Raw genomic sequence first — 22,989 nt, 5'->3', positions numbered from 1 at the left:
AATGACGGCGCTCCGGACTCTCCGGCCCCGGCCGTCGAGCGACGAGCAGCAATGAGCATTGATTCGAGCGACCCGAACCGCAGCACAGATCCAGGCGATCTCTCCCTCGTCGCGCCGATGGCGGCGTCCCGCGGGGCCGCGGAAACAACGGCCACGATGGCGGTCGCCCGCTCCGAAGCGGGCGCGCCCGAGGCCGCGCGCGCCGGAACTTCCGGCGTCGCGCCGCCTCCATCACCCTGGGCCCGCCAAGGCGAAGCCGGCATGACGGTGGAGGCTCGCCGGCGCATCGGACGCAACCTGCGCCTCCTCTATGCCGAGGTGCTGAATCAGCCGCTCCCCGACCGCTTCGACGCCCTCCTCGCCGATCTGGCCGCCCGCAGCACCACGCGAGGATCCTGATGACCAACGCGATGCCCCAACGGGTCGGCACGCCGCAGGGCGCCGATGCCGAGATGCGTGAACTCCTGCTCGGTGCGATTCCGGCCCTGCGCGCCTTCGCGTTCTCGCTGACCTACGATCTCGACCGCAGCGACGACCTCGTCCAGGACACCCTGGTGCGGGCCTGGACCAAGGCCGACAGTTTCACCCGGGGCACCAACTTGACGGCGTGGCTGTTCACCATCCTGCGCAACCTGTTCTATTCCGAGCAGCGCAAGCGCAAGCGCGAGGTGGAGGACGCCGACGGTGCCCTGGCGGGGCGTCTGACCAGCCTGCCCGAGCAGGAGATCCGGGTGGAGATGCGCGAGTTCCAGGAGGCCTTGAACGCGTTGCCGTTCAGCCAGCGCGAGGCCCTGGTCCTCGTCGGTGCGCAGAGCTTCACCTACGAGGAGGCGGCGGAGATCTGCGGGGTCGCCGTGGGCACCATGAAGAGCCGTGTCAGCCGCGCCCGCGGCCGGCTCATCGAGAGCCTTGGGATGAACGGCACCGACGAGATCGGCGCCGATGCGTTCACGCGGGCGGCCCTGGGGTCGCCTCCCGGGTAAGGGACATCGCCGGTTGAGGGCATCAGCCCGAGCCGGACGCATTTCGCGTCCGGCTCGGGATCAGATCAAGGCTGTCCGCACCGCGCGGGCGATCTCGGCGGGCGGGGTATCGCTCCGGTCGCCGAGGAGGCGCCGGCCCGAAGCGATCACCTGCAAGGCTTCGCGGCTGCTGCCGTCGCGCAGGGCTACCGCTTCGAGGTCGCGCAGATACTCGATCACGCCCTCTCGGGCCTTGCCGTCCCGGGCCAGCACCGGCTCGACCCGCGACGTGACGTCGTTCGCCACCGAGGCCCAGAATGCGGCCGGTCCGGCGGAATTCTCGTGCATCGTATCGCTTCCCTGACGTGTGTGGACGCGCAGGGTCCGACGACCCGCCGAGCGTGCAAGGCGATCCGCCGCCCAAGCGGCCCTTTCGGGGTCGACCCGCGTCCAGATTAGCAAGAGAGAAGCGGGGCCTTAAATAACCTGCATCAAGAACGAAGCAAAAACAAATGGAGGATTTTGTTACAAAAAGGCCCAGACTGTTGTTCGGTTTCCAGCCCTAAGTTGTAGATCGGGCTGGCGCGAAGCTCTGCCTCGCGAGCACGAAGCACAAGCGACGTGTTTTCGAATCATGCGCGTTTCATCGAGGCACCCCGAGACTAGCCTCTCGATGCACGGGCCCTGGCCCTGGTGGCTCGGGGGTACGCCGACCGGCAGGAGGAGCCGAATTTCCCGTCGGCTCCTCGATTCTGCACGACGACACCAGCGGAGGCATCCCTGGGGGGGCACCCGCGACATCAAACCCGCGAAGACCTCATCGTCCCCACGCTCCACGAGATCTACGACGCGGAGCACCGGATCACGAAAGCGCTGCGCAAGATGAATGCGAGGAGGACGCACCCGGAACTGAAGCAGCGCTTCGCGATCCACCTGCGCCAGACCGAGGGCCCGATCCAGCGACTGGCGAAAGTCTTCCAGATGCACGGCCCCAGCCCCAAGGCGGTAACCTGTCCGGCGATCAGCGGCCTCATTGAGAAGGCCGGCGCGGAGGACGGCGAGATCGTCGACACAAGGCTGTGCGGGACGCTGTCCTCGTGGCCTCGGCCCAGGCCGTGGAGCACGACGAGATCGCCCGCTACGGCACTCCTCCCGTCCCGGGCCAAGCGCCCGGGACGGGAGGAGTGTGTCAGCGCGCTTCAGCAGAACCTCAACGCGAAAAAGGCGACCGACCACCTGCTCGCCGCCAGGGCCGAACGTCAGGTCGGTCCGCGCGCGGCCGGAGTCCGACCGGGCGGTGCACGGAGGGCCTTGCGCTGATCGGAGCCGTTGCTTTTTGGGTTGCGTCCCGCGCACCCTGACGCCGCCCGGTCGTCCGTCCGCGGCGGATCGAGACTCCCCAACGAGAGGCCCATGGCCCGCAAGCGTGCGCGACCGACCAACGAGATCCTGCTGGAGGCGGCGGTCCGCCTCGGCCTGCCGCCCCGGAGCGTCGAGGTGGAGGCCCTCCGGCTGCATCTCGGCCTGCCGGACTATGGCGGTCTCGTCGACGACGCGGTGGTCGCCAAGGCCCTTCGGGAGCTGAAGGCGCGGCGCACCTTCGCGGAGGGCGGAGTTGCGGCCGTGAGGAAGGCGATCCCCAGCCTGCGCGTCGCGGTGATGCGGGACGGCAGCATCGCCTGGACCATCCGGACCTTGATCCCCGTCCTCGATGGCGGGCGCCTCGACCTGCGGATCGACGCGAAGCCGGAGACGGGTGTCGCCGGCATCCTCTCCGGCATGGCCCATCGCAACGATCCGAGCTGGCGCCTCGAGGAACTGCGTGCCGCCGTCGCCGAGGCCGGGCTGCGGACTGCGAAGTCCCTGCGGCGCGCCGTGGAGCGCCTGCGCGAGCAGGTCGCCGAGGACCTGCACGAGGTCGGCGCCGATGCCGCCACCTATATCGACCACCTCGACCGTTCGCTGCGTTCGCGCGCCTTCCTCCTCTCGCCGAACCTGAACCAATCGCTCACCGACACCCTGAAGGACGTGCGCGCCCGCGCCCGCGCCGTGGCACGGGAGGATTCCCGCCTGCGCCGCCTGCGCGACCAGGTCGGCTTCGGCGCCTATATCGAGAAGTTCGTTGCGGCCAGGCGCCTCGGCCGGCGCATCATCTTCCACATGGGGCCGACCAATTCCGGCAAGACCTACGCGGCCCTGGAGATGCTGCGGGCGGCTGAGACCGGCACCTACCTCGCGCCCCTGCGTCTCCTCGCGCTGGAGAACTATGAGGCCCTGGCCGAGCGCGGCCTGCGTGCCGGCATGGTAACGGGCGAGGAGACGCTGGGCGACCTCAACCCGACCCACACCGCCCGCACCATCGAGACCGCCGACCTCACGCGGCCCGTCGACGTCGCAGTGATCGACGAGATCCAGATGATCGCCGATCCCGATCGGGGCTGGGCCTGGACCAACGCCCTGTTCGGGGTCGCCGCCCGCACCGTGGTGGTCTGCGGCTCCGACGATGCGCTGGCCGCCGTGCGCCGCGCCGCGGAGGCCGCCAACGAGTCCCTCGAAGTGATCGCCTTCGTGCGCAAGACGCCGCTGGTGCTGCAGGAGACGCCCGTTCCCCTTGAGAAGGTGATGCCGGGCGACGCGGTGGTGGCCTTCTCGCGCCGGGCCGTCCACGAGAACCGCGAGATCCTGGTGGCGGCCAGGCACCGGGTGGCGACGATCTACGGAGCACTCTCGCCCGAGGTGCGGCGCGCGGAGGCCGCGCGCTTCCGGACCGGCGAGGCCGACGTCCTCGTCACCACCGATGCCATCGGCATGGGCCTCAACCTCGGTCCGCTGAAGCGGATCGTCTTCTCGGCGGTGCGCAAGTGGGACGGGGTCGGCGAGCGGGGATTGACCAATTCGGAGATTCGCCAGATCGCCGGCCGCGCGGGCCGGTTCGGGCATCAGGACGAGGGTTACGTCGCCGCCGTTGACGAAACCGGGCTGGAGCCGATCCGGGCGGCGCTGGCCGGGGCCCCCACGGCGCCGGCCGCCGACACGCGCTTCTACGTGCGCCCCGACCTCATCGCGATCAATTCCGTGGCCGAGGAGATGCACACCGACAGCCTGCGCGAGGTACTGGCGCATTTCGCCCGCGCCACCTTCTACGCGGGCTCGCCGTTCCAGCCTTCCGCCCTGGAGGAGATCCTGGAGATCGCCCGCGTGGTGGACAAGGCGCGGTTGCCCATCGCCGATAAGTTCGCGTTCTCGGTCTGCCCGGTGGACCGGCGCGACCCGGTCTCCCTCGGCTTGCTGGAGCGCTGGACCCAAGCCCGCGCGGCGGGCACGACGGTGCCCGCTCTCCGGGCGAACCTCGCGGGCGAACTGGACTACCAGGAGCGGACGGTGAAGCTCGCCAGCGCCTATCTCTGGCTGTCCCGGCGCTTTCCCGAGACCTTCGACGATGCCGAGGCCATGCGCACGATGCGGGCACGCGCCAACGGGGCGATCGAGCAACATCTTCGGGAGACGGCAACCCGCAAGGTCGAGCGGCGGACGCGCCGGTCGGGCACGCGGGGCTGATCAGGTCGCCCTCGGGCCACGAGAACCGGTCGGCCAGGGGAGGGGGCAGCCCCTCCCCGACGCCGATCCGGGGTGTTGCTTCAAACGGCTGGGCTCAGGCCGACTTGAGGTGCGCGGCCAAGTGCTTGTTCATCTCGAACATGGTGCACTTGTCCTTGCCGAAGACCTTCTTCAGCTTGTCGTCGGCGAGGATCTCGCGCTTGTTCTCGGGATTCTGCAGGTTGTGCTTCTTGATGTATTCCCAGACCTTGCTGACCACCTCGCCACGGGGCAGGGCGGCATCGCCAACGACGGCGGCGAGCTCGGAGGACGGCTTCAGCGGCTGCTGCAGAGCGTTCGGCTTGGCGCCATCACCCTTCGGCGCGGCGACCTTCTTGCCCTTGGCGGCGGGCTTCTCGGCGTCCTTCGGGGCAGCCTTGGGGGCGGCCTTCTCGGCGGTCTTGGTGGTGCTCTTTGCCATGGGGTGTTCCTCCGGATGTCGACGGTGAGCGCCGGTACGCCCACGGCCGGTGGCCTCGCAGCGCATAGCTGCAACAACTAAGCGGTGCCGCGAGCGTTCCAAGGGAAAACCGCCCTCGGCGCGCTCGTCATCCACAGGCGCGGAGGCTCGTCTCCGGTCGAGGCCGCCTCAGGGCGAAGTGAGATGGCCTCGACTTGGACGAGAGCTTCATCGTCATCGACCTGTACTTTGGCATGAAGGTGAAGGGAGCCAACGGCCTGGCGGCTCGTAGAGCTGCGCGGAAAGCTCTGAAGTTACAGTTGGTTAAGGGGTTTTCGGTGGCACGGTGCCAGCCCGTGCTCCGGCACCCACCCCCGGCCCCAGCCCGGCTTAGACGTCGTGCGGGGGAGCGATTCCGGCCCGGGCCCGCGCCTCGGCCCAGAGGTGCGGGCGTGGGCGCAAGAATTTCCGTCCGCCGTGAAGAATTGATCGGACTCCCAGGCGCGACGGGATCCTCGGAATCTGGACCCGATGCGAGCCCGCTGCGCCCGATTTCGGGACGGAGCGGCGGCCGGGGCATCACCGAACCTTAAGGGCGATCGACGAAACCGGGGGCATGATCCTCCTTGCCTTCACGCTTTCGCTGGGTGCCGCCGTCGCACTCATCATCGGACTCGGCACGCTGGTCTCCATTGAGGCCCAGACCGGTCCCGACGGCCGTGCCGATGCCGGTCTGATCTGACTCGGCGGCCCCGAACCGCCCGCGTCCTCGAACGTTGCGCCAGGGTTCCGTCCCGGTCGCGATCACCCCTTCATGTTCGACAACTCCGTCGCCTCGTCCCTCGACAGCACGGCTCACATCATCCAGATCGCCCTTACGCCCGTCTTCCTCCTCTCGGGCATCGCGACGCTCCTCAACGTCTTCGGCACCCGCCTCGCCCGGGTGGCCGATCAGGCGGAGCGCATCTCGCAGGCGATCGACGGCGCCTCCGGCCTCGACCAGGTCCGCCTGGCGCGGCGCATGAACGCGCTCCGCCGGCGCTCCCTCGCCCTCGACGCCGCCGTGATCCTCGGGGCGCTGGGCGGGGTCGCCACCTGCGGGGCGGTCCTAACGCTGTTCGTCGGGGCCCTGCGGGACGCCACCGTCGCCGACATCCTGTTCGTGCTGTTCGGCCTCGCCATCCTCTGCACCCTGAGCGCCCTGATGGTCTTCGGGTTCGAGATGCTGCTGGCGAGCCGCGGGATGCGTCAACGGTTGGCCGTGCGCCAGATCGAGGTAGCCGAGGAGACCGGCGTGCCGGTGGACGAGCGGGCCTGAATCCGGAACCCCCGCGCGGGTGGCGGCTTGTCCGGTCGAGCGCGGCATCCCGTGCCCCCGCCGCCCGAATCCACTCTGCAAGAGGAATGCGCATGCCGACGGACCTCCCGAACGAGCGCAGCATCCGCCCGACCGGCTCGATGGAGCTCGACCCCTCGGCCGAGGGCGTCGCAATCGACGAGACCCGGCGCCTGATCGCGTCGAACAAGGTCGAGGGCACCGCCGCCTACAGCCGTGAGGGCGAGTCGATCGGGACCGTCTACAACTTCATGGTCGACAAGGTCTCGGGCCAGGTCGCCTACGCCGTCATCTCCTTCGGCGGCTTCCTCGGGCTCGGCGAGAGCTACCATCCCGTGCCCTGGCGGGCGCTGACCTACAGCGTCGATCTCGGCGGCTACATCGTGGACATCGACCGCGACACCCTGGCGGGGGCGCCGACCCACGGCCCCGGCGAGGATCCCTTCGCCGACCCGGCCTTCGGCGGGCGCGTCGACGGCCATTACGGCGGCTCCAAGGTTCCCACGGCCTGAAGGGACCCGCCGCTCGAGGGCTCGCCGGGCCGGTCAGCTCTCGGGCGCCGCCAGGATCCGGTCGAAGTCGAGGAGCGCCGTCTCGATCACGATCTGCGTGCGGCTGATGACGTCGAGCTTGCGCAGGATCTCGGAGACATGGGCCTTCACGGTGGAATCCCCGACCTGGAGCTCGTGCGCGATCTGCTTGTTGAGCTTGCCCTGGCGGATCATCGCCAGCACCCGCACCTGCTGCGGCGTGAGGCTCGCGACCCGCTCGGCGATCGGCGCCTTGCGGGCGGACGACGGGGGCAGGGTCGCGTTCGGCAGGCTCGCCGGTACCCAGAGTCCTCCGGCAAGAACGTCGGCGATGGCCCGTGTCAGCGTCGCCTTGTCGACCGCCTTGGGCACGAAGCCGGCGGCGCCGTGATCCAGCGCCTCCCGGATGATCCGCGGATCCTCCAGTCCGGAGACGACCAGGATCGGGACCCGCGGCGCCTGCGCCCGGATCGCCAGCAGGCCTTCGAAGCCGGTCACGCCCTGCATCGACAGGTCCAGGAGAATGATCTCGATGGCGGCCTGCGCCGCCAGTACGGCACAGGCGCTGGCGATGCCGTCAGCCTCGTGCAGCGTCGCGTCCGGGTAGGCGAGCCCCACCGCGCTGGCGAGCGCGTCGCGAAAGAGCGGGTGATCGTCGACGATGAGGAGATGCATGCCCGTTCCGCCCGGTGCGTGCGCCCCTGTTCCCGAGCTGTTCGGTGCCGCATTGCGCGGGAGCCGGCCGCCCGACATACTCGTGTCACCGCGGAGAACCGTGCGTCAAGTCCGGCACGCGACGCGCAGGCGGGGAATGGAACGTGGCACAGGGGACGCAGGTGCGCACGCATCTGTGCGGCATCACGACGGCGTGGACGGACGCCGCCGCGGCCGACGGGGCCATCGCGGAGATCGGCGCGGCCATCGGCCCGCGTCCCGTCGCCCAGATCGTGGCCTTCTTCTCGGCCGATTACGACGTCGAGATCCTGAATCGCGAACTCAGCGCGCGCTTTCCGGGTGCGGGCATCGCGGGCTGCACCATGTCGGGCGGCATCTCGCCGGCGGGCGGCCTTGATCGCGGCCTCGTCGTGATCGCCTTCCCGAAGGCGGGCTTCCGCATCGTTTCCACGCTCTTGGACGCCATCGACCACCTCGACGTGGAGCGGACCGCTTCCAGCGTACGGACCCTGCGCCGAAGCCTCGACGGCGCGGGCGCCGATCCGGCATCCGGCCGCTGCTTCGCCCTCTCGCTGATCGACGGGCTCACCAACGCCGAGGAGACGGTGGTCTCGGCCATCGCCTGGGCCCTGGACGGCATCCCCCTCGTGGGCGGCTCGGCGGGCGACGACCTCACCTTCCGCGAGACGGTGCTGCTCCATGACGGCCGAATCCATCAGCGCGCCGCCGTGCTGCTCCTCGTGGATTCGGATTTCCCGATCCAGATCTTCAAGAGCGACAATTTCGAGCCGACCGCGACCAAGTTCGTCGTCACCGCCTCCGACGACGAGCAGCGTACCGTCCACGAGCTCAATGCGGAACCGGCGGCGCGCGAATACGCCATGGCGGTGGGGCTCGATCCGGAGCGCCTGTCGCCGATGAGCTTTGCCGCCTATCCGCTCGCGGTGAAGGTCGGTGGCGAGTATTTCTGCCGATCAATCCGGCGCATGAACGCGGACGGCTCGCTCAGCTTCTTCTGCGCCATCGACGAAGGCGTGGTGCTCACCCTGGCGCGCCCGCGCGACATCGTGGCGGCCACGGAAGCCGAACTCGCCCGCCTCGACGCGGCGCTGGGCGGCATCGATCTCGTCATCGGCTTCGAGTGCGTGCTGCGCCGCCTCGATGCCGAGAGCCGGCAGGTGCGGCACGGCATCGTCGACCTCTACCGGCGCTACGACATCGTGGGCTTCGACACCTACGGCGAGCAGTACCGGTCAATGCACCTCAACCAGACCTTCACGGGCATCGCCATCGGGCGGGGCGAGCCGGCCCGCGGCGAGGCCGAGCCATGATCCTGCCGCCCGAGGCCGCGTCCCCCGCCCCGGAGGAGGACGCGAACCTGCGGCGCATCGCCAAGCTGGAGCGCATCAACGCGGCCCTGATGGCCCATGTGGAGCGCAGCATGGACCAGCAGGGCGGGGCCTATTCCCTGTTTCAGACCGCCACCATGCTGGAGGGGCGCGTCCGCACCCGCACAGAGGAGCTGACCGGGCTGATGCACCGCCTGGAGCGCTCCAACGCCGCCCTGGTGGCGGCCAAGGAGGAGGCCGAGAACGCCAACCGCTCGAAGACCCGCTTCCTCGCGGCCGCGAGTCACGACCTCCTGCAGCCGCTCAACGCGGCCCGGCTCTCGGCCTCGGCCCTGGCCGACCTCGGCCTCGGTCCGGAGGCCGCGGCGATCTCGGGGCAGATCGAGCGCGGGCTCCAGATCATCGAGGACCTGATCAAGACCCTCCTCGACATCTCGAAGCTCGATGCCGGTGTGGTACGCCCGGCGATCAAGCCGGTGGCCCTCGGCGAGCTTCTCGCCGGCATCGCGGCGAGCTTCCGGCCCTTCGCCGAGCGCAAGGGGCTGCGCCTCACCGTGCGCGGGCCCGACCTCGCTGTGGCGAGCGATCCGATGCTGCTCCAGCGCATCCTGCAGAACCTCGTCTCGAACGCCATCCGCTACACCCGGCAGGGCGGCGTGCTGGTGGCGATCCGCCACCGCGGGGACGCCTGCCGCATCGAGGTGCTCGACACAGGCTGCGGCATCGCGCCGGCGGAGCAGGGCCTGGTCTTCGAGGAATTCTTCCGGGGGGGTGCCGAGGGGGAGGGGGGCGAGCCGGGCCTCGGCCTCGGCCTCTCCATCGTGCGCCGCATGGCGCAGGCCCTCGATCATCCCCTCGATCTCGCCTCCCGGGTCGGGCGCGGCACCCGCATGGCCCTGACCGTCCCGGTGAGCCTGACGCCGCCGGAGCGCGCGGTTCCGTCCGCCCCCGTGACGACCCGGCTCACCGGCGCGCGGGTGCTGGTGGTGGAGAACGATCCGCCCACCGCCGATGCCCTGGAGCGCCTCCTGCGCACCTGGGACGCCGAGGTCTGCGTGCATCGCGACCTGGCCGGGGTGGCGGCGTCGCTGGCGGCCGGGAAAAGCCTGCCGGATCTGCTCATCCTCGACTACCATCTCGACAACGGCGCCTGCGGCCTCGACGTGGCGATCCATCTCCAGGCCCGTGCCGAATCCCGTTTGCCGGTCATCGTCACCACCGCCAACCACTCTCCGGAGATCGAGGCGCAGGTCGCCGAATTCGGGGCGCAACTCGTCCATAAGCCGGTGCGGCCGGCCGAGTTGCGGGCGCTCCTGACCTATCTGCTGACGTAAGGGGGATCCCGAAGGATGCGCATCCCAAGAGTATTTTGAATAATCTTGGCCGTGTCGGAGGCATCGTTCCGTCTTGGTGCATCCCGGCCGCAGGAACGCAAAATCTTTTGCGGCCGCACTGTTAGTTCAATTTGATGCGCGATTGAAAAATTTGCATTGCACCAAGATAAAATTGCGCTGCAACGAGAGTTGTGGTGCCCTTGCGAAGCTTCCTGCGGATCTTTACGCTGTCGCGTCAGAATAAGGCTTCCCCATCTGCGACCCGCTCCAGGCTCTGACCTGCCGCCCGTCGCCGGCCTGGGGTGCGGAGGACGGCCCGGTTCATGAAGAAAAACAAGGTCATCACGGCTGGCGAAGCGATCGCTCTGATCCGGCACAACGACGTGGTCACCACGACGGGCTTCGTCCAGAGCTGCATTCCGGAGGCGCTGCACGCTGCCCTGGAGAAGCGCTTCGTCGACACCGGCGCACCCCGTGACCTGACCCTGATCATGACGGCGGGGGCCGGCGACAGCAAAGGCCTCGGCACCGGGCGCCTGCACCACGAAGGCCTGCTGAAGCGCGTCATCGCCGCCAATTTCGGCCGCATGCCGAAGGTCGCCAAGGCCGCGCAGGAAGACAAGATTCTCGGCTACAACCTGCCCCAGGGCGTGATCTCACAGCTCTACCGGGCCTGCGCCGCCGGCCAGCCGGGACTGTTCTCCAAGGTGGGCCTGCACACCTACGTGGATCCGCGCCACGGCGGCGCCCGGGTCAACACCGTGACCCAGGACGAAATCGTCAAGCTGGTCGAGGTCGATGGCGAGGAGTGGCTGTTCTACACCGCCACCAAGATCGACGTCGCCTTCATCCGCGGCACCTCGGCCGATCCGTCGGGCAACATCTCCTTCGAGAAGGAGGCGCTGACCCTGGACTGCCTCGCTCAGGCCATGGCGGCGCGCAACAACGGCGGCATCGTCATCGCGCAGGTCGAGCGCATCGTCGATGACGGCTTCCTGCTGCCCAAGGACGTCCGCGTGCCCGGCATCCTGGTGGATTGCGTGGTGCTCGCCGAGCCCGAGATGCATCGCATGAACTACGGCGTGCAGCACGATGCGGCGCTGGCCGGCCAGATCCGCGTGCCCGTGAGCGGCATGAAGAAAATGCCCCTCGACGCCCGCAAGGTCATCGCCCGGCGCGCGGCCTTCGAGCTGCCACCCAACGGCGTCGTCAACCTCGGCGTCGGCGCTCCCGAGGGCATCTCGGCGGTGGCCAACGAGGAGAAGGTCACCCCCTACATCACCCTGACCACCGAGGCCGGCGCGGTCGGCGGCGTGCTCGCGTCGGGGTCGAGCTTCGGCGCGGCGACGAACGCCGATTGCGTCATCGACCAGAACCAGATGTTCGACTTCTACGACGGCGGCGGCCTCGACATGACCTGCCTCGGCCTCGCCGAGTGCGACCAGCACGGCAACGTCAACACCAGCATGTTCGGTGGGCGCCTCAACGGCTGCGGCGGCTTCATCAACATCAGCCAGAACGCCCGCTCGGTGGTCTTCGCCGGCACCTTCACGGTGGGCGGCCTGGAGACCGTGATCGAGGACGGCAAGCTCCGGATCGTCACGGAAGGGCGCTCGCAGAAATTCCTGCCGCAGGTCGAGCAGATCACCTTCAGCGGGCACTATGCGCAGATGCGCTCGCAGCCGGTGATCTACGTCACCGAGCGCTGCGTCTTCCAGCTCACCGACGAGGGGCTGGAACTCATCGAGGTGGCCCCCGGCATCGACATCGAGCGGGACATCCTGCCCCATATGGGCTTCCGGCCGATCATCAAGCAGCCGATGCCGATGGATGCCCGCCTGTTCCGCGACGAGCCGATGGAACTGCTCGCCGACCTCTTGAACCTCAACCTGCCGGAGCGGGTGAGCTACGACACCGAGCGCAACATCCTGTTCGTGAACCTGGAGGGCTGGCACGCCCGCGCAAAGAGCGACCTCGACGACCTGCGCATGGTGCTGGTGGGGGCCTGCAAGAAGGCCGGCCAGCGGGTCAACACGGTGGTCAACCACGACGGGTTCCGCATCAACGAGAACCTCTACGACGACTACGCCCACATGATCCAATACCTGCAGGCGAATTACTATCTCACCACCACGCGCTACGCGACTAGCGCCTTCCTGCGCCTGAAGATGGAAGAGGCCCTCAACCGCCGCGGCCTCGCCCCCCACGTCTTCGAGCGCAAGGAGGACGCCCACGCCTTCCTCGAAGGCGCCGGCAAGGTGCGCCGCGCCTCCACGGCGATCGCCTCGGCGGCGTGAATCGAAGGGCGTCGTCGGCCCGGACGCCGGCGTCGCGCCACGTTGAGGCGCGCTCATGGTTCTTGCGTCGGCGCTTCCGCGCCGGCACAACCGGTCCGTGCCACCCCCTCGTCCCAGCCTGCCGGCCCTCGGGGCCTTCCTGGCGATCGCGAAGCATCGCAGTTTCCGGCGTGCGGGCCTCGAACTCGGTGTTAGCGCCTCGGCCCTGAGCCATGCCCTGAAGGGTCTCGAGACGCAGCTCGGGGTCCGCCTCCTCAACCGGACCAACCGGAGCGTTACCCTCACTGCCGCCGGCGAGGATTTTTTCGCGTCGCTCGATGGGCCCTTCCTGGCGATCGGGCAGGCCGTCGAGGCGCTGAACCGCCATCGCGGTGCGCCGGCTGGGCGCGTGCGCCTCAACGTGCTGGAGCACGCGAGCGCGCTCCTCCTCGCCCCGGTCCTTCCGGTCTTCCTCGCCCGCTACCCGGACATCGCGATCGATGTGCGCGTGGCGAATCGCCTGCTCGACGTGGTCGATGCGGGCGCCGATGCCGGGATCCGCTACGGCGACACGGTCCCGGAGGACATGGTCGCGCAGCGCCTCTCCGCCGACATCCGCTGGGTCGTGGTGGGCGCGCCCGCCTATCTGGAGCGCTTCGGGGTGCCGGCGCATCCCCACGACCTTCTCGCCCATCGCGGCCTGCGCGTCCGGCTCGGCGACGACCGCATCTATCATTGGGAGTTCGAGCGGCACGGCGAGGCCATCGCCGTCGATGTGCCGGGGGCGCTGACCCTCGACAGTACCGGCCTCGCGGTGGCCCTCGCCCAGGCCGGAGCGGGCCTCGCCTACCTGCCCGAACCCTGCGTGACGCCGCTGGTCCGGGCGGGCGCGCTCCGGTGCGTGCTCGGCGACTGGTCTGCGTCCGGCGCCGCCTTCCACCTTTACTATTCGGGGCGCCGTCAGCTGCCGACGGGCCTGCGTCTGCTCATTGCCCTCATCCGCGAGATGCGCCCGCTCGGCTTCTAGGTCGCGGCGGATCGGCCGGGAACGATGAACGGGACTCATCGCTCCGATGAGGCGATGCCGGCTCACGCCTCGTTTTCGCCCCGCCTACATCGCGGTGGGCGCTCCGGGTTGAGGGGCCGATGGCGACGCGGTCATCGGGACATCCCGCGAATCCGGGACGTCCCGCTTCCCGAACCCGTGAGGTCCCGCCCATGTCCCGTCCCGATCGATTCACCGGCCGTGTCGCCCTCGTCACCGGAGCCGCGAGCGGCATCGGGCGCGCCACCGCCATCGCCTTCGCCCGGGAAGGGGCCCGCGTCGCCATCCTCGATCGGACCGAGGCCGCGCTGCAGCCGACCGCGGAGGCGATCCGGGAGGTCGGCGGCGAGGGGCTGGTCCTCGCCTGCGACATCGCGTGGCCGGAGCAGGTGGAGGCGGCGATCACTGAGACGGTCGCGACCTTCGGCCGGCTCGACATCGCCTTCAACAATGCCGGCGTCGAGAACGTCGCGGCACCGGTGGCGGAGATCGCCCTCGCGGACTGGGACCGCATCCTCGGCATCAACCTGCGCGGCACCTTCGTCTGCATGAAGCACGAGATCGCGCAGATGCTGCGCCAGGGCGGCGGCGTCATCGTGAACACCGCGTCGGGCGCCGGCATCCGGGGCGTCGCCGGCGGCGCCAGCTACGCCGCCTCGAAGCACGCCGTCATCGGTCTCACCAAGTCGGCCGCCCTCGACTACGCCACCGCCAACATCCGGGTGAACGCCGTCCTACCGGGCAACATCGCGACGCCGATGATGGACCGCTTCACCGGGGGCGACATCCAGAAGGCGATCGACCTGGAGCCGGTCGGCCGCCTGGGCCGGCCCGAGGAGATCGCCGAGGCGGTCCTGTGGATGAGCGCCGAGCTGGGCGCCTTCGTCACCGGCGCCGCGATCTCGGTCGATGGCGGCTGGTCGCTCTGATCCTCCCGTCCGCGGTTCGGCTCGCCCCCGTCGAGGCGGCCGCGGTTGCGGGACGCGCCGCGGCCTGAGAAGACGGAGGGATGATCGTCCGTTCGCGCCCGAGCCTCCTCGACATCCTGTTCACCCTGCGCGGCTCGATCCTGCCGAAGGTCGCCCTCAAGGTCGGGGGTATTACCCTGGTGGCGGTGGTCGTGGTGGCGGTGGAGCGGCGCTGGCCCGAGGCGTTCCCGATCACCGCCGGCGTCGGGCCCTTCACCCTGATCGGGATCGCCCTGTCGATCTTCCTGAGCTTCCGAAACAGCGCCTGCTACGACCGTTGGTGGGAGGGCCGCCGCGCCTGGGGCAGCCTCGTGGTCGAGACCCGGGGGCTCGCCCGGCTCGTGACCGCCCTCCTGCCGGGGGAGCCCGTCGAGCCCCTGCGCGGACGTACCCTGCGGCGGCTCTCTGCCTTCGCCCACGCCCTGCACGCGCAGCTCCGCGGCGGCGATCCTCAGACGGCGGCCGCGCCCTGGCTTCCGGAGGCGGAGGTCGCGCCGCTGGCTCGGCATCCGAGCGCGGCGGATTCGGTGCTGGCCGGGCTCACCGCCGATCTGGCCGGGGCCTATCGTCAGGGTGTCCTCACCGACGTGCTGTTGGCGGCCCTGGAGCACAAGATCGCCGCCCTGGCACAGGTCCAGGTGGTGTGCGAGCGCATCCAGAACACCCCGCTGCCCTTCGCCTACACCCTGCTCCTCTACCGCACGGCGTGGATCTACTGCCTACTGCTGCCCTTCGGCCTCGCGGCCTCCCTCGGCTGGGCGACGCCGGTGGCGACGGCCCTGGTAGCCTACACCTTCTTCGGCCTCGATGCCCTGGGCGACGAGTTGGAGGAGCCCTTCGGCCTCGCGCCGAACGACCTGCCCCTCGACGCGCTGCTGCACACCGTCGATGGCATCGTCCTCGACGCTCTCGGCGAGACCGCGCCGCCGCCCCTGGTGCCGAAGCGCTACCTGCTGACGTGAGGGGGCCGCCCCACGTGCATCCGATGGTGCCGGCCCGGCGCCTCGGCTGAGGTCTGGGAGGGGTGGAGCGTGGCCTGTCGGCTTCAGGCGGGGAAGCGAGACACGTCGCCTTTGCGCAGGGTTATTTCAGCGGCAGGAACACCTCCGCGACCGCCTCGTGCTCCGGCATCTCCGGGAAGAACGAGAGGCGCTGGCAGTAAAGCGAGAAATCCCGCGCCTCCTCGCCGCTGGCCGGGAGCCACCCGCGATAGAGATAGAGTGCGGGAGGTTCCAGATTGTCGGTGTTGCCAACGACCCGCAGCACCGCGCAGCGTCCGCCGGGGATTTCGCCGACCTTGATTTGCTTCCCGTTCGCCGCGATCGGCTGGTCGGTTCCGACACAGAGGTCAACGCCATAGTCGGCGGGCGACAGGGGACGCCGGTCGGACCGCCAGACGGTGAAGGTCGGGTTCGTGCTGGGGCGCAAGCCAGCGGCCTTCCGCCATTCGATGAACCGCCGAATGGTAGCCCCGAGCGTCGCCGGATCACCGCGGTGCTCCATGATCGCCACCCGCGTCGATGGCACATCGCGGATCGTCACGTCGTCGGGCGTGAATGTTCTCAGCATGAGCGTGTTCCTCGCGTTGTCGAGAGGCCCGAAGGCCGCGAGCCACGATCCCCAGTCGGGAGCCTTGCTGAAAGACGACGGCGACTGCCCAAACCGTTGCCGAAAGGCACGGGCGAAGGCATCTGGTGCGTCGTAGCCGGCATCCATCGCCACTTCCGTGACGCTTTGGGCATCCCTGTAGGCCAACCGGTATGAAGCGCGCTTCATGCGAGCAAGCTGAACGTAGCGGTGCACGGACATCCCGAAGGTCGCCGTGAACTGCCGATGGAAATGGAACTTCGAGAAAGCCGCGATGGCGCTGACCGTCTCCAGATCCAGATCGTCGTCCAGGTGCCGATCGATGTGATCCAGCACCCTCCGCATCCGGGCGTGGTAGTTTCGGAGCGCCGCACTCATCATCCCGACCTTCGTGGCGCGACCAGCTAGGCGCAGACGGGCATGACTTGCTCGACCGATCTTGCGGTTCGGCGCGGGCTGTATGCTGCTCCGAAGTCTGTTCGCGGGCGAGCCGTATCCTCGCGTGAAGGGCAGATTTGGGTCGACGGCGGATACGTCCCGAAGCGTCCGCCATCGATCCGAGGTGTCAGTATTCCCAGAAGATCCGCTGCAGCTCCTTCGAGTCCTGCATCTTCGTCAGGGCGACGGCGGCGAGGATCTTGGCCTTCTGCGGGTTGAGGTCGTGGGCGACCACCCAATCGTACTTGTCGTCGGGCTGCTCGGCGTTGCGCAGGACGAAGCCGTCGCCGACGCGCGAGGAGCGGATGACCTGCACGCCCTTGGAACGGATGTCCTTCAGGGTGTCGACGAGGTAGCCCGCCACCGAGCCGTTGCCGGTGCCCGCATGGATGATCGCCTTGGCGCCGCCCGCCACCGCGCTGGTGTAGGCTTCGGGGTGCATGTTGCCCGAGCCGTACACGATGGCGACCTCGGGGAGGCTGTCGATGCCGTCGATATTGAATTCGGAGGTGGTGCCGTGGCGCTTCACCGGCGCGCGGAACCAGTAGGTCTTGCCCTCCACCACCATGCCGAGCGGACCCCACTGGCTGAAGAAGGCCGAGGGCTTGATGTTCACGCGCTTGGTGGTGTCGCGGCCGGCCTGGATTTCGTCGTTCATGGTCAGCAGCACGCCCTTGGCGCGGGCATCCTTGGCGCCGGCCACGGTGACGGCGTCGAGGAGGTTGAGGGCGCCATCCGCCGAGATCGCGGTCGAGGGCCGCATCGAGGCCACCATCACGATGGGCTTGTCGGTCTTCACCACGAGGTCGAGGAAGTAGGCCGTCTCCTCCACGGTGTCGGTGCCGTGGGTGACGACGACGCCGTCGACGTCGTCGCGCTTGACCAGGGCCGAGACCTTCTTGGCGAGCTCGATGAGCTGCGCGTTGGTGAAGCTCTCCGAGGCGATCTGGAACGCCTGCTCGCCGCGCACGTCCGCCACCCCGGCGATGGCCGGCACGGCGGCGATGAGCTTGTCCACCGGCACCTTGGCGGCCTGGTAGGTGGCGCTGTTGGCCGCATCTGCGCCGGCGCCCGCGATGGTGCCGCCCGTGGCGACGATGACGACGCGGGGCTTGGCCGCAGCGGCGGGGGCGGAGGCCGTCTCGCCGGGCTTGGCCGGAATCGGGCCCTCCAGCGCGATCGCGGGGAGGGCGGTTCCGGCCATCAGGGCCATCAGGGCGATCGGCAGGGTACGGCGCATGGGAACACTCGGGTCGTTTCGGGAGCGGCATTGTGGCGCCGCGCACCGGCGAGGCCCAGCCGAAAAACGCGCCCGTGACGGGTCAATCCCGAGGCATCCGGAAAACCGTCATCGGGGAGGTTGGATCGCGCGAGCCACCGGGCTGTCTCGGGGGCCGTCCTGACCGGAAGATCCGGCGGGGGCCTTGCACACCCGCCCGTCCGGGGCGAGGAGGCTGTGCGGTACTGCGGGGATCGAGCGGAACGAACCGATCATGACCATCGATCACATCGATCTGTCCCGGGTCGACCTCAATCTGCTGGTCGCCCTCGACGCGCTCCTGGCCGAGCGCAGCGTGACCCGGGCGGCCGCCCGCATCGGCATCGGCCAGTCGGCGATGAGCAGCAGCCTGGCGCGCCTGCGCACCCTGTTCTCCGACGAGCTCCTGACGCGCGCGCCCGAGGGCATGCGTCCGACGCCCCGGGCCCTGGCGCTGGCCGAACCGGTGCGGACCCTGCTGCGGCAGGTCCAAGCGCTGGTGCGTCGCGATGCCGAGTTCGATCCGCGTACGGTCACCCGCACCTTCACCATCGGCCTGCCCGACAGCGCCGAGGTGCTGATCGGCCCCCGCCTCCTCGCCAACCTGCGGCGGGAGGCGCCGGGCATCAGCCTGCTGCTGCGGTCCATCGACCGCATCCGCATCCTGCAGGAGCTCGATGCGGACCGGGTCGACCTCGGCATCGGCTTCTTCTCGGAGGGGCAGACCCACCACAAGCAGCGCCTGCTCTACCGCGACAGCTATCTCTGCATGTTCAATGCCGACCTCGTCGGCCTGACGCCGCCGATCTCGCTCGACGACTACCTGCGCTTTCCCCACGTGCTCACCAGCCTGAAGGAGACCGCCCACGGGGTCGTGGACGATGCCTTGGCGCGGCTCGGGCGCCGGCGCACCCTGGCGGTGACGACGCCGCGCTTCCTCGCGGTGCCGTTCCTGGTGCGCAGTGCGCCCGTCCTGACCACGATGCACGCCCGGCTCGCGACCTTCTTCGCCGGGGCGCTGGGCCTCACCGTGAGCCCTGCCCCGGTCGCCCTGGAGGATGTCGCGATCTCCATGCTCTGGCACGCCTCCTACGACGACGATCCTGCCCATCGCTGGCTGCGCCGGACCCTCCTCGCCCTGGTGGAGCAGCCGACCGGAACGATCTGACCGTCGGGGGGCGGGGCGCAGCCACGGAAGCGGCACAATCCTGCGCGATTTCCGCGGCGCGTGAGGATTCGCACGGATGTGATTCACGGGAGGGCGGGGTTCGTTACCGTTCATCAACCGTTCGGTGATTCCCTCCCACAGTGACGCTTCTGGATTTGCACAGGCTCTTCGGGATCAAAGGAACGGAGCTATGAAGAACTCGCTGGTCGCGGCCCTCGTGGCTGCCTCGTTCGCCGTCGCCGCAACCCCGAGCGCCCAGGCGCGCGATGGCATCGGAGCCGGTGGGGCCGCCGCCCTCGGCGTGCTCGGCGGCCTCGCCATCGGCGGTGCGATCGCCTCGTCCCAGAACGATGGCTACTATCCCGGCCGCCCGGTCTACCGCGCCCCGCGCCCGGTCTACGTCGAGGAAGAGGTCTGCCACATGGAGCGCCGCGGGTACGTCGACGCCTACGGCTACGAGCACATCCGCCGCGTCCGCGTCTGCGAATAAGGCAGACCGAGGGGCGAGCGGCCAGTCCACGATCCGTTTCGATGTCAGGCCAGACGGCCCCGCCTCCACGGCGGGGCCGTTCTCGTTCCGGCGGCCCTCAGGCTGCGCCGCCATGCCGGAACCGTTCACCAGGGTCGTCTCCGTTTCGCCGCTTCCTCGGGAGCAACGCGCCAGCGTCCAGCCCGCAAGCATATAATTGTATTAGTTCTAAAATGTTGCTCCGCGATCACGTCGCGAAGTTGTTTAGATCTGCGCCCTAACCGGCTCGTTGACCATCTGAAATTTTTGTTTCAATTGGCCACAATACATTTGGTCGTAGGTCGAACCGTGCCGTTTTTCTTTGTGATCCCCTCCGCACAACCGAAGCGCGGTATCTTCAGCTTGAGGATGGCCCTGGCCAGTTCAGTGGCTGCCATGGTTGCGAGTGCGGCGACTCCGGCGAAGGCCCAGCAATCCAGCCCGCCGAGCGCGTCGGCCGTGACCCTGGATACCCTTGAGGTCGTCGGCGATCGTCGGGGCGGCGCCGCGATCGGCGCGGCCGAGGATCCGCGCGGACCCGTTGCCGGATACGTCGCGACCCGCTCCGTTTCCAGCACCAAGACCGACACCGCGATCATCCGGACGCCCCAGGCGATCTCCGTGGTGGGGCGCCAGCAGATCGACGACCAGAAGCCGGCCTCGCTCGCCGAGGCGACCCGCTACGCGCCGGGCGTCCGCGGCGAGACCTTCGGTGCCGACCCGCGCAACGACTGGTTCCTGATCCGCGGCTTCACCGCCCAGGAATCCGGCTACTTTCTCGACGGGCTGCAGCTGTTCACCTCGGCCTTCGCCACCTGGAAGTTGGAACCCTTCGGCCTGGAGCGGCTCGAGATCCTGCGCGGGCCGAATTCCGGCCTGTACGGCGGCGCCAGCCCCGGCGGCATCATCAATGCGGTGAGCAAACGACCCCCCATCGTGCCGATCCGCTACGTCGAGACCGGCGTCGACAACTACGGCAACGCCTATGCGGGCTTCGACATCGGCGGTCCGGTGGATGCGCCGGGCACCGAGGGCAAGCTGTTCTACCGGCTCGTCGGCCTCGGCCGGGCGGGCGGAACGCAGGTCGACTACGTCAACAACGACCGCTTCTTCTTCGCGCCCTCGATCACTTGGAAGCCGGACGCTGACACCTCGCTCACCGTCCTCGCCCAGGTGCAGCGCGACCGCGCCGGCACCCAGAACTTCCTGCCCTACGAGGGCACGGTCACGCCCGCGCCCTTCGGCTTCATCAAGACGAGCCGTTTCACCGGCGATCCGGCGACCGACCGCCTGACCCGGTCCCAGGACATGATCGGCTACGAGTTCGAGCACCGTTTCGACAACGACATCAAGTTCCGGCAGAACGCGCGCCACGGCACCGTCACCGTCAATCTCTTCAACCGGTACGGCGGCGGCTACGCCACCACGCCGGCCGCGGGCGACCTCAGCCGGTTCGACTTTTTCACCCGCGGCGCCGCAGTGCAGAGCGACATCGACAACCAGTTGGTCATTCCGTTCCGCACGGGAGATTTCGGGCATACGGTGCTGGCTGGCTTCGAGTACCGCCGCTACCAGATCGACGATTACCAGGCCTTCGGCTTCGGTCCGTCGCTGAACCTGATCCGGCCAATCTACCCCAACACACCGCTCAACCTGGGCGCGCCCTACCAGAACGCACTGATCACCCAGAACCAGTTCGCGGCCTACCTGCAGGACGAGATCACGTTCGGGAATTTCTCGATGGTGCTCAGCGGTCGCCACGACTGGGTCGCGACCGACAACGACAATCGCATCGGCGCCAGCGCCAGCCGCGATACCAGCGCCTTCAGCGGCCGCGTCGCCTTGATCTACAACGACGAGTCCGGGCTTGCCCCCTACGTGTCCTATGCGCAGGGCTTCAACCCGACCGTCGGCCTCAACGGCGTGACCGGCCAGCTCCTGCTGCCTGAGAGAAGCGAGCAGACCGAGGTCGGCCTGAAGTACAAGCCCCCGGGCTTCGACGGCTATTTCGCCGCCGCCCTGTTCGACCTGACCCGCTCGAACGTCGTGACCACCAATCCGCTCAACATTCAGCAGGTGGTGCAGACCGGCGCGGTGAACTCGCGCGGTGCCGAGATCGAGATGGTGGCCAACCTCGCGCCCGGCCTGCGGGCCGTCGCGTCCTACACCGCCTACGATCTCTCGGTGACCCGCGACCTGAACACGGCCCTCCTCGGCCGGACGCCGACCAACACCCCGGAGCAGTACGGCTCGCTGTTCCTGGACTACACGTTCCAGAGCGGCGTCTTGCGCGGCTTCGGTCTCGGCGGCGGCGTGCGTGGCGTCGGACGCTCCTTCGCGGACCAGGCCAACGAATTCCGCGTGCCGGGCTACGTCGTCGGCGACCTCGTGGCCCACTACGATTGGGAAGGCTGGCGCTTCGCCCTCAACGTATCGAACGTCTCGGACGAGCGGATCGTCAACAGCTGCAGCACCGTCACGGCCTGCTACTACGGCGAGCGCCGCCGGGTGCTCGGCAGTATCGGCTACCGCTGGTAGCCACCCGGGGTCGGTCTCGGCGGGATGACCCTGCCGAGACCGGTCACAGCGGCTGGTAGGTGTGCTCCTCGGCCGGGAAGGTGCCGGAGCGGACCTCCTCGGCATAGTCCTTCACGGCGGCCTCGATCTGGCCCCGCAGGGTGCCGAAGCGCTTCACGAATTTCGGCACCCGGTCGCTCAGGCCGAGCATGTCCTCAAGGACGAGGATCTGACCGTCGCAGGCCATGGTGGCGCCGATGCCGATGGTGGGCGTGGTGATGTCGGGGGAGGTGGCGATGGCCCGGGCCACCGGCTCGACGATGCCCTCCATCACGATGGCGAAGGCGCCGGCGTCGTTGATGGCGCGGGCATCGGCCATCAGGCGGCGCTCGCCGTCGGCCTCGCGACCCTGCACCTTGAAGCCGCCCATGGTGTTCACCGACTGGGGGGTCAGGCCGATATGGCCCATCACCGGCACGCCGCGCTCCACCAGGAAGGCCACCGTCTCGGCAAAGCGCGCGCCGCCCTCCATCTTGATCGCCCCGGCGCCCGTCTCCTTGAGCACGCGGGCAGCATTGAGGAAGGCCTGTTGGGGGCTCGCCTCGTAGGAGCCGAAGGGCATGTCCACGACCACCAGGGCCCGCGAGGTCCCCCGGATTACGGCCTGCGCCTGGACGATCATCATCTCCAGGGTCACCGGCAGGGTCGATTCCATGCCGTGCATCAGCATGCCGAGGGAGTCGCCCACGAGGATGAAGTCGCAATACGGGTCGAGGATGCCGGCGGTATGGGCGTGGTAGGCAGTCAGCGCGATGATCTTGCGCCCCTCGGCCTTGCGCTTCGCCAGGTCGATCGCGCGGATGCGGCGGGACTGAACGGCTTGCGACATGGGACTCCACCCGGCTGGTGCGGATCGCCGGAATGCCGGCGGACCGTCTGCTGGTGGCGTCTCTATACACGGCCTCGCCCGCGCGCGCGCGGGTCGAAGTAACGGTCCCCCGGCATTGTCGCCGGATCTCCGATCCGTAAACTCTTATTTTG

Annotated in this window: 21 protein-coding genes and 1 pseudogene; 16 read left to right on the top strand and 6 right to left on the bottom strand. The window is 68.9% G+C overall.

Annotated elements, in window-relative coordinates; genetic code table 11:
* The first annotated feature begins 51 nt into the window (after positions 1-51).
* Complete coding sequence (locus tag ASF20_RS19605; RefSeq protein WP_056216049.1) at positions 52-399, top strand: NepR family anti-sigma factor; 348 nt, start codon at positions 52-54, stop codon at positions 397-399.
* On the top strand, positions 399-983 hold the full coding sequence (locus ASF20_RS19600) for a sigma-70 family RNA polymerase sigma factor (protein WP_056216046.1): 585 nt from the start codon (positions 399-401) through the stop codon (positions 981-983). Before ASF20_RS19605 ends, ASF20_RS19600 begins: the two co-directional genes overlap by 1 nt.
* 60 nt (positions 984-1,043) lie before the next feature.
* Here the strand turns inward: ASF20_RS19600 and ASF20_RS19595 are convergent, their stop codons facing one another.
* Positions 1,044-1,310, bottom strand: a complete 267-nt coding sequence (locus ASF20_RS19595) for a hypothetical protein (RefSeq protein WP_056216044.1) — start codon at positions 1,308-1,310, stop codon at positions 1,044-1,046.
* 432 nt (positions 1,311-1,742) lie between these two features.
* Here ASF20_RS19595 and ASF20_RS19590 point away from each other — a divergent pair.
* Positions 1,743-2,282, top strand: a pseudogene (locus ASF20_RS19590) (DUF892 family protein).
* A gap of 93 nt (positions 2,283-2,375) precedes the next feature.
* Complete coding sequence (locus ASF20_RS19585) at positions 2,376-4,520, top strand: helicase-related protein (RefSeq protein WP_056277144.1); 2,145 nt, start codon at positions 2,376-2,378, stop codon at positions 4,518-4,520.
* Between the two features lie 94 nt (positions 4,521-4,614).
* Here the strand turns inward: ASF20_RS19585 and ASF20_RS19580 are convergent, their stop codons facing one another.
* Complete coding sequence (locus ASF20_RS19580; protein WP_055947098.1) at positions 4,615-4,980, bottom strand: SWIB/MDM2 domain-containing protein; 366 nt, start codon at positions 4,978-4,980, stop codon at positions 4,615-4,617.
* Positions 4,981-5,575: 595 nt separating this feature from the next.
* On the opposite strand from ASF20_RS19580, the gene ASF20_RS25315 reads away from it, so the two are divergent.
* The 3 genes from ASF20_RS25315 to ASF20_RS19570 all read left to right on the top strand — a co-directional run bounded on the left by ASF20_RS25315 (position 5,576) and on the right by ASF20_RS19570 (position 6,807).
* Positions 5,576-5,701 (top strand): hypothetical protein, encoded by a 126-nt coding sequence (locus tag ASF20_RS25315; protein WP_277996211.1) that lies wholly within the window; start codon positions 5,576-5,578, stop codon positions 5,699-5,701.
* Between the two features lie 72 nt (positions 5,702-5,773).
* Positions 5,774-6,277, top strand: coding sequence for a DUF2721 domain-containing protein (locus ASF20_RS19575; protein WP_056277141.1), 504 nt, complete (start codon positions 5,774-5,776; stop codon positions 6,275-6,277).
* 92 nt (positions 6,278-6,369) lie between these two features.
* Entirely contained in the window at positions 6,370-6,807 is a 438-nt protein-coding gene (locus ASF20_RS19570; RefSeq protein WP_056277137.1) for a PRC-barrel domain-containing protein, read from the top strand.
* A 33-nt stretch (positions 6,808-6,840) separates the two neighbouring features.
* Here the strand turns inward: ASF20_RS19570 and ASF20_RS19565 are convergent, their stop codons facing one another.
* Complete coding sequence (locus ASF20_RS19565; protein ID WP_082487530.1) at positions 6,841-7,500, bottom strand: response regulator transcription factor; 660 nt, start codon at positions 7,498-7,500, stop codon at positions 6,841-6,843.
* Between the two features lie 143 nt (positions 7,501-7,643).
* Here ASF20_RS19565 and ASF20_RS19560 point away from each other — a divergent pair, with 143 nt between their 5' ends.
* The 6 genes from ASF20_RS19560 (at position 7,644) to ASF20_RS19535 (ending at position 15,434) form a co-directional block, all read left to right on the top strand.
* Positions 7,644-8,831 (top strand): FIST N-terminal domain-containing protein, encoded by a 1,188-nt coding sequence (locus tag ASF20_RS19560; RefSeq protein ID WP_056216030.1) that lies wholly within the window; start codon positions 7,644-7,646, stop codon positions 8,829-8,831.
* Positions 8,828-10,183, top strand: coding sequence for an ATP-binding protein (locus ASF20_RS19555; protein WP_056216028.1), 1,356 nt, complete (start codon positions 8,828-8,830; stop codon positions 10,181-10,183). Before ASF20_RS19560 ends, ASF20_RS19555 begins: the two co-directional genes overlap by 4 nt.
* A gap of 323 nt (positions 10,184-10,506) precedes the next feature.
* Entirely contained in the window at positions 10,507-12,480 is a 1,974-nt protein-coding gene (locus ASF20_RS19550) for a CoA-transferase (RefSeq protein WP_056216025.1), read from the top strand.
* 97 nt (positions 12,481-12,577) lie between these two features.
* Positions 12,578-13,486, top strand: coding sequence for a LysR family transcriptional regulator (locus ASF20_RS19545; RefSeq protein WP_056277168.1), 909 nt, complete (start codon positions 12,578-12,580; stop codon positions 13,484-13,486).
* A gap of 191 nt (positions 13,487-13,677) precedes the next feature.
* On the top strand, positions 13,678-14,433 hold the full coding sequence (locus ASF20_RS19540) for a glucose 1-dehydrogenase (protein ID WP_056216023.1): 756 nt from the start codon (positions 13,678-13,680) through the stop codon (positions 14,431-14,433).
* 80 nt (positions 14,434-14,513) lie between these two features.
* Positions 14,514-15,434, top strand: coding sequence for a bestrophin family protein (locus ASF20_RS19535; RefSeq protein ID WP_056277134.1), 921 nt, complete (start codon positions 14,514-14,516; stop codon positions 15,432-15,434).
* 121 nt (positions 15,435-15,555) lie between these two features.
* Here ASF20_RS19535 and ASF20_RS19530 read toward each other — a convergent pair whose 3' ends face one another.
* Positions 15,556-16,437 (bottom strand): AraC family transcriptional regulator, encoded by an 882-nt coding sequence (locus ASF20_RS19530; RefSeq protein ID WP_056277165.1) that lies wholly within the window; start codon positions 16,435-16,437, stop codon positions 15,556-15,558.
* A 187-nt stretch (positions 16,438-16,624) separates the two neighbouring features.
* Positions 16,625-17,737: an asparaginase gene (locus ASF20_RS19525; protein ID WP_156648140.1), complete on the bottom strand. Its 1,113-nt coding sequence runs from the start codon at positions 17,735-17,737 to the stop codon at positions 16,625-16,627.
* A 253-nt stretch (positions 17,738-17,990) separates the two neighbouring features.
* On the opposite strand from ASF20_RS19525, the gene ASF20_RS19520 reads away from it, so the two are divergent.
* From ASF20_RS19520 to ASF20_RS19510, 3 genes are all read left to right on the top strand, one after another.
* Positions 17,991-18,923: a LysR family transcriptional regulator gene (locus tag ASF20_RS19520; protein ID WP_056277131.1), complete on the top strand. Its 933-nt coding sequence runs from the start codon at positions 17,991-17,993 to the stop codon at positions 18,921-18,923.
* Between the two features lie 190 nt (positions 18,924-19,113).
* Complete coding sequence (locus ASF20_RS19515) at positions 19,114-19,413, top strand: hypothetical protein (protein WP_056216013.1); 300 nt, start codon at positions 19,114-19,116, stop codon at positions 19,411-19,413.
* Between the two features lie 477 nt (positions 19,414-19,890).
* Entirely contained in the window at positions 19,891-21,969 is a 2,079-nt protein-coding gene (locus ASF20_RS19510) for a TonB-dependent siderophore receptor (protein WP_200927247.1), read from the top strand.
* Positions 21,970-22,012: 43 nt separating this feature from the next.
* Here the strand turns inward: ASF20_RS19510 and panB are convergent, their stop codons facing one another.
* On the bottom strand, positions 22,013-22,837 hold the full coding sequence (gene panB / locus ASF20_RS19505) for a 3-methyl-2-oxobutanoate hydroxymethyltransferase (protein ID WP_056277125.1): 825 nt from the start codon (positions 22,835-22,837) through the stop codon (positions 22,013-22,015).
* Between the last annotated feature and the right edge of the window lie 152 nt (positions 22,838-22,989).

It is taken from the genome of Methylobacterium sp. Leaf88 (genome assembly GCF_001422795.1).
Taxonomy (GTDB): Bacteria; Pseudomonadota; Alphaproteobacteria; order Rhizobiales; family Beijerinckiaceae; genus Methylobacterium.
Note: the sequence above shows the minus strand (reverse complement) of the source record. Positions and strands in the feature narration are given on the sequence as shown.

Coding starts and splice junctions, on each gene's coding strand:
- ASF20_RS19605 (WP_056216049.1), top strand. CDS start 52: ATGAGCATTGATTCGAGCGACCCGAACCGCAGCACAGATCCAGGCGAT.
- ASF20_RS19600 (WP_056216046.1), top strand. CDS start 399: ATGACCAACGCGATGCCCCAACGGGTCGGCACGCCGCAGGGCGCCGAT.
- ASF20_RS19595 (WP_056216044.1), bottom strand. CDS start 1,310: ATGCACGAGAATTCCGCCGGACCGGCCGCATTCTGGGCCTCGGTGGCG.
- ASF20_RS19585 (WP_056277144.1), top strand. CDS start 2,376: ATGGCCCGCAAGCGTGCGCGACCGACCAACGAGATCCTGCTGGAGGCG.
- ASF20_RS19580 (WP_055947098.1), bottom strand. CDS start 4,980: ATGGCAAAGAGCACCACCAAGACCGCCGAGAAGGCCGCCCCCAAGGCT.
- ASF20_RS25315 (WP_277996211.1), top strand. CDS start 5,576: ATGATCCTCCTTGCCTTCACGCTTTCGCTGGGTGCCGCCGTCGCACTC.
- ASF20_RS19575 (WP_056277141.1), top strand. CDS start 5,774: ATGTTCGACAACTCCGTCGCCTCGTCCCTCGACAGCACGGCTCACATC.
- ASF20_RS19570 (WP_056277137.1), top strand. CDS start 6,370: ATGCCGACGGACCTCCCGAACGAGCGCAGCATCCGCCCGACCGGCTCG.
- ASF20_RS19565 (WP_082487530.1), bottom strand. CDS start 7,500: ATGCATCTCCTCATCGTCGACGATCACCCGCTCTTTCGCGACGCGCTC.
- ASF20_RS19555 (WP_056216028.1), top strand. CDS start 8,828: ATGATCCTGCCGCCCGAGGCCGCGTCCCCCGCCCCGGAGGAGGACGCG.
- ASF20_RS19550 (WP_056216025.1), top strand. CDS start 10,507: ATGAAGAAAAACAAGGTCATCACGGCTGGCGAAGCGATCGCTCTGATC.
- ASF20_RS19540 (WP_056216023.1), top strand. CDS start 13,678: ATGTCCCGTCCCGATCGATTCACCGGCCGTGTCGCCCTCGTCACCGGA.
- ASF20_RS19535 (WP_056277134.1), top strand. CDS start 14,514: ATGATCGTCCGTTCGCGCCCGAGCCTCCTCGACATCCTGTTCACCCTG.
- ASF20_RS19530 (WP_056277165.1), bottom strand. CDS start 16,437: ATGAGTGCGGCGCTCCGAAACTACCACGCCCGGATGCGGAGGGTGCTG.
- ASF20_RS19525 (WP_156648140.1), bottom strand. CDS start 17,737: ATGCGCCGTACCCTGCCGATCGCCCTGATGGCCCTGATGGCCGGAACC.
- ASF20_RS19520 (WP_056277131.1), top strand. CDS start 17,991: ATGACCATCGATCACATCGATCTGTCCCGGGTCGACCTCAATCTGCTG.
- ASF20_RS19515 (WP_056216013.1), top strand. CDS start 19,114: ATGAAGAACTCGCTGGTCGCGGCCCTCGTGGCTGCCTCGTTCGCCGTC.
- panB (WP_056277125.1), bottom strand. CDS start 22,837: ATGTCGCAAGCCGTTCAGTCCCGCCGCATCCGCGCGATCGACCTGGCG.